The following is a 5,008-nucleotide window of genomic DNA, read 5'->3' as shown; positions in this document are numbered from 1 at the left end:
TCCACGTCAAGCTGGTGTCCGAAGTGGGCGTCGGCACGGTCGCGGCGGGGGTGTCCAAGGCGCACGCGGACGTGGTGCTGATCTCCGGCCACGACGGCGGCACCGGTGCTTCGCCGCTGTCGTCGATCAAGCACGCCGGTGGTCCCTGGGAGCTCGGGTTGGCCGAGACGCAGCAGACGCTGCTGGCCAACGACCTGCGCGACCGGATCGTGGTGCAGACCGACGGGCAGCTCAAGACCGGGCGCGACGTGGTGATCGCGGCACTGCTGGGCGCCGAGGAGTACGGCTTCGCCACCGCGCCACTGGTGGTCTCGGGCTGCATCATGATGCGGGTCTGCCACCTCGACACCTGCCCGGTGGGCGTGGCCACCCAGAACCCGCTGCTGCGCGAGAAGTTCACCGGCAAGGCCGAGTACGTAGTGAACTTCTTCGAGTTCATCGCCCAGGAGGTCCGGGAGTACCTGGCGCAGCTGGGATTCCGCAGCCTCGACGAGGCCATCGGCCACGCCGAGCTGCTGGACACCTCCGATGCGGTGCGGCACTGGAAGACCCGGGACCTGGACCTGACGCCGATCACGCACGTGCCGGAGCTGCCCAGCGGCACCGCCCGGCACCAGGTCGTCGAGCAGGACCACGGGCTGGAGAAGGCGCTCGACAACACGCTGATCCAGCTGTGCGAGGGCGCGCTGAAGGAGGGCCGGCCGGTTCGGCTGGACATCCCGGTGCGCAACGTCAACCGCACCGTCGGCACCATGCTCGGTTCCGAGCTGACCCGGCGGTGGGGTGGCGAAGGCCTGCCGGACGACACCATCGACGTGACGTTCACCGGCTCGGCCGGGCAGTCCTTCGGCGCGTTCGTGCCGCGCGGCATCACCCTGCGGCTGCTGGGCGACGCCAACGACTACGTCGGCAAGGGCCTGTCCGGCGGGCGGATCGTGCTGCGACCCGACCCCGCGGCGCCCTTCGCCGCCGAGCAGAACATCATCGCGGGCAACGTGCTGCTCTACGGCGCGACCAGCGGTGAGGTGTTCGTGCGAGGGGTGGTCGGCGAGCGGTTCGCGGTGCGCAACTCCGGGGCCACCGCCGTCGTGGAGGGCGTCGGCGACCACGGCTGCGAGTACATGACCGGTGGCCGGGTGGTGGTCCTCGGGCGGACCGGACGCAACTTCGCGGCCGGGATGTCCGGCGGCACCGCCTACCTGCTCGACCTCGACCCGGCGCGGGTCAACCAGGAGATGGTCGACCTGGAACCGCTGGACGACGCGGACCGGGAGTTCCTGCACGACCGCGTCCGGCGGCACCACGAGCAGACCGGATCAGCGGTGGCCCACGAGCTGCTGGCCGACTGGGACACCTCGGTCGAGCGGTTCGGCAAGGTCATGCCGCGCGACTACAGGCGGGTGCTCGCGGCGCGCAGCGCTGCCGAACGCGACGGCCGCGACGTTGACGAGGCCATCATGGAGGCGGCTCATGGCTGATCCCAAGGGGTTCCTGACCACGCCGCGGGAGACGCCGCAGCGTCGCCCGGTGGACGTGCGCATCAAGGACTGGCGCGAGGTCTACCAGGAGTTCGCGCAGCCCGCGCTGCAGAAGCAGGCTGGGCGCTGCATGGACTGCGGCATCCCGTTCTGCCACCAGGGCTGCCCACTGGGCAACCTGATCCCGGAGTGGAACGACCTGGTCTGGCGGGACGACTGGCAGGAGGCGGCCGAGCGGCTGCACGCCACCAACAACTTCCCGGAGTTCACCGGGACGTTGTGCCCCGCCCCGTGCGAGGCGGCGTGCGTGGTCGGCATCAACTCCGACCCGGTGAGCATCAAGCAGGTCGAGATCAGCATCATCGACAAGGCCTGGGACTCCGGGTTGGTGCGCCCGCAGCTGCCGCGCGCCGCCACCGGCAAGAAGGTCGCCGTGATCGGCTCCGGCCCCGCCGGGCTGGCCGCGGCGCAGCAGCTGACCCGCGTGGGCCACAGCGTGGTGGTCTACGAGCGGGCCGACCGCGTCGGCGGGCTGCTGCGCTACGGCATCCCCGAGTTCAAGATGGAGAAGCAGCGGCTGGACCGGCGCCTCGGCCAGATGCGCGCCGAGGGCACCGAGTTCCGCACCGGGGTGAACGTCGGTGTGGACGTCACCGTGGAGCAGCTGCGCGCCGACTACGACGCGGTGGTGCTGGCGGGCGGTTCGACGAAGGCCCGCGACCTGCCGGTGCCGGGGCGCGAGCTGGACGGCGTGCACCAGGCGATGGAGTACCTGCCGCTGGCCAACAAGGTGCAGGAGGGCGACCTCCAGCGGTCGCCGATCCACGCCGAGGGCAAGCACGTGGTGGTCATCGGCGGCGGTGACACGGGCGCGGACTGCGTCGGCACCGCGCACCGCCAGGGCGCGGCGTCGGTGACTCAGCTGGAGATCATGCCGATGCCGCCGGAGTCGCGCCCGGAGTCCAACCCGTGGCCGACCTATCCGATGATCTACCGGGTGTCCTCGGCGCACGAGGAGGGCGGCGAGCGCCTGTACTCGGTGAGCACCCAGGAGGTGCTCGGCGACGACGCTGGTCGGGCCCGGGCCCTCCGGTTGGTCGAGGTTCGCCGCACCGACGCGGGCTTCGAGCCGGTCCCGGGCACCGAGCGGGAGATCCCGGCCCAGCTGGTCCTGCTGGCGATGGGATTCGTCGGCCCGGAGCGCGAAGGCCTGCTGACCGACCTGGGCGTGGAGCTCGACCCCCGCGGCAACGTGGCGCGGGACGAGCGCTTCATGACCAGTGTGGACGGTGTGTTCACTGCCGGTGACATGGGTCGGGGCCAGTCCTTGATCGTCTGGGCGATCGCCGAGGGCCGCTCCGCGGCGGCCGGGGTGGACGCCTACCTGGCGAACCGGGAGGTGCTGCCCGCTCCGATCGCGCCGACGGATCGCCCCATCGCGTGATCGACGCCAGGTGACGGGCGTCCCCGGCGGGGGGCGCCCGTCACTGCTTCCCGGGGCAACGCCGCTGGTGGTGCGGATGGGGTGGGTCCAGCTCGGCCGATCGGTGCACGATCCGCCGTTGTCGAGCTGGTAGGGCGCGTTGTGCCATCCGGATGACGGCCTTTGCCGAGATGGTCGCACCCGCGTTGGATGCTGATCCACTGCTGCATTCCCCAGGAGGTGCGAGGTGGACCTGTCCCGGCGAGCGCTCTTCGCGCACAGCGGTCGTGCTGCCGCTGGTTTCGGCTCCGCGTGGCTGTTGAGCAGGCTGGTCGGTGAGCCGGTGGCCTTCGCCGAACGCGGTGATCCCGGCACCCGGCAGGTCGCGATAAGCGAGGCCACCAACGCCGCGGCGGCGCTCTCGCCGGATGGGCGCACGGTGGTGTTCGACCTGCTCAACATGCTCTGGGTGGTGCCGCTGGCGGGTGGTGCTGCGGTGCGGATCACCGACGTGGTGCAGGAGGCCGGTGAACCGGACATCGCGCCGGACGGGCGCACGCTGGTGTGCCAGTCCTATCAGGACGGACAGTTCCATCTGGCGCTGCTGGGCCTCGACGGGTCCGGGTTGGAGTGGCTGACCAGCGGGTCCAGCGATCACCGCGAGCCGCGGTTCTCCCCGGACGGCACCCGGATCGCCTTCTCCGGCGAGACCGGCGGCCGGTACGGCATCCGGGTGCTGGAGCTGACCACCGGCCGGATCACCGACTGGACCACCGGCGAGGAGCAGGAGGCGCACCCGGTCTGGTTCCCCGACGGCTCGGCGATCGCCTTCACCAGGGGAGCGGGCAACGCGCCGCAGGCGATCGACGCGGTGGACGCCGCTGGCAACCGGCGCACCCTGGTCGAGGTCGCCGACGGGCAGCTGGCCGGGCCGTCCTTCGCGCCCGACGGCAGGTTCTGCTACCTGCACCTGACCACCGACCGGACCTCGCTGGTGGTCGACGGCCACGAGGTGTCGGACCCGGACGAGGACGTGTTCCCGTTCGCGCCGCGCTGGCTGTCCGCCGACGAGCTGCTCTACACCGCCGACGGGAAGATCCGCCGCCGCCACCTGCGCACCAGGGACGTCCGGGAGGTGCCCTTCACCGCCGAGGTCGCCGTGCGGCCCGCGGTGGAGCGCGCGAGCGCCCGCGACTTCGACAGCTCCGCGCCGCGACCGGTCAAGGGGCTGGTCGGGCCCGCGCTCTCCCCGGACGGGCAGCAGGTCACCTGCCAGGCCCTGAGCGGCATCTGGTTGCTGCGGCGCGACGCCGAACCCGAGCAGGTCGTGGCCGACGGCAACTTCAACGGTGCCCCGGCCTGGTCACCGGACGGCCGGACGCTGGTGTTCGCCAGCGACCGCAACGGCCAGCTCGACCTGTGGTTGCACGACCTGGACACCGGCGAGCAGCGCCAGCTCACCCACCTCGACGGGGCCGAGCGCGCGCCCGCCTTCAGCCCGGACGGGCGCACCGTCGCCTTCCTGTCCGGGGCGTCGCAGTGGCACGCCACCACGGTGTGCACCGTGGAGATCGCGACCGGCGTGGTGCGCAAGGTCATCGGCCCGCTCGGCGAACCAGGCAGGCCGAGCTTCAGCGCCGACGGCACCAAGCTGGGGCTGGCCGGGTTCGTGCCGGTGACCGGTCGCTACCGGGAGGGCTCGAACCAGGTCCTCACGGTCGACCTGGCCACCGGCGCGGCCCAGTACTCACCGGCGGTGCCGGGCAGGTCGCTGGCCAACCGGATCGACGCCGGGCCGGTGTACTCGCCCGACGGGCGCAGCGCCGCCTTCGTGGTCGGTGGCACCGTTTGGGTGTCCGATGTGGACTCGGAGGCGAGGCCGGTGGGAACACCGCGCCAGGTCAGCCAGGAGACCGGCGACTGCCCGAGCTGGAGTGGTGACTCCGGCAGCCTCCTCTACGCATCCAACGGCCGACTCCGGATCGCCGACCTGCGCAGCGGTGCGGTGCGGTCGGTACCCACCCGGATGACCTGGCGGCCGCGGCGGCCGGACGGGCAGGTGGTGTAGAGCACCGGCAGGCCGTTGGCCATCGCCTCCAGCACCGAC

The 5,008-nt window shown here is 72.0% G+C and carries 3 protein-coding genes; all 3 read left to right on the top strand.

From position 1 onward, the window contains the following. On the top strand, positions 1–1,478 hold a 1,478-nt coding region (locus ABT324_RS33155; protein ID WP_351185810.1), incomplete at its 5' end, for a GltB/FmdC/FwdC-like GXGXG domain-containing protein. Next, entirely contained in the window at positions 1,471–2,922 is a 1,452-nt protein-coding gene (locus ABT324_RS33150; protein ID WP_351185807.1) for a glutamate synthase subunit beta, read from the top strand. The genes ABT324_RS33155 and ABT324_RS33150, both read left to right, overlap by 8 nt. A gap of 226 nt (positions 2,923–3,148) precedes the next feature. Then, complete coding sequence (locus ABT324_RS33145; RefSeq protein WP_351185804.1) at positions 3,149–4,969, top strand: hypothetical protein; 1,821 nt, start codon at positions 3,149–3,151, stop codon at positions 4,967–4,969. Positions 4,970–5,008: the final 39 nt, after the last annotated feature.

This window comes from Saccharopolyspora sp. NPDC000359 (assembly GCF_040300525.1).
Lineage (GTDB): Bacteria > Actinomycetota > Actinomycetes > Mycobacteriales > Pseudonocardiaceae > Saccharopolyspora.
Note: the sequence above shows the minus strand (reverse complement) of the source record. Positions and strands in the feature narration are given on the sequence as shown.

Excerpts from the sequence above, each read along its gene's own strand:
- ABT324_RS33150 (WP_351185807.1), top strand. The coding sequence starts at position 1,471 with ATGGCTGATCCCAAGGGGTTCCTGACCACGCCGCGGGAGACGCCGCAG.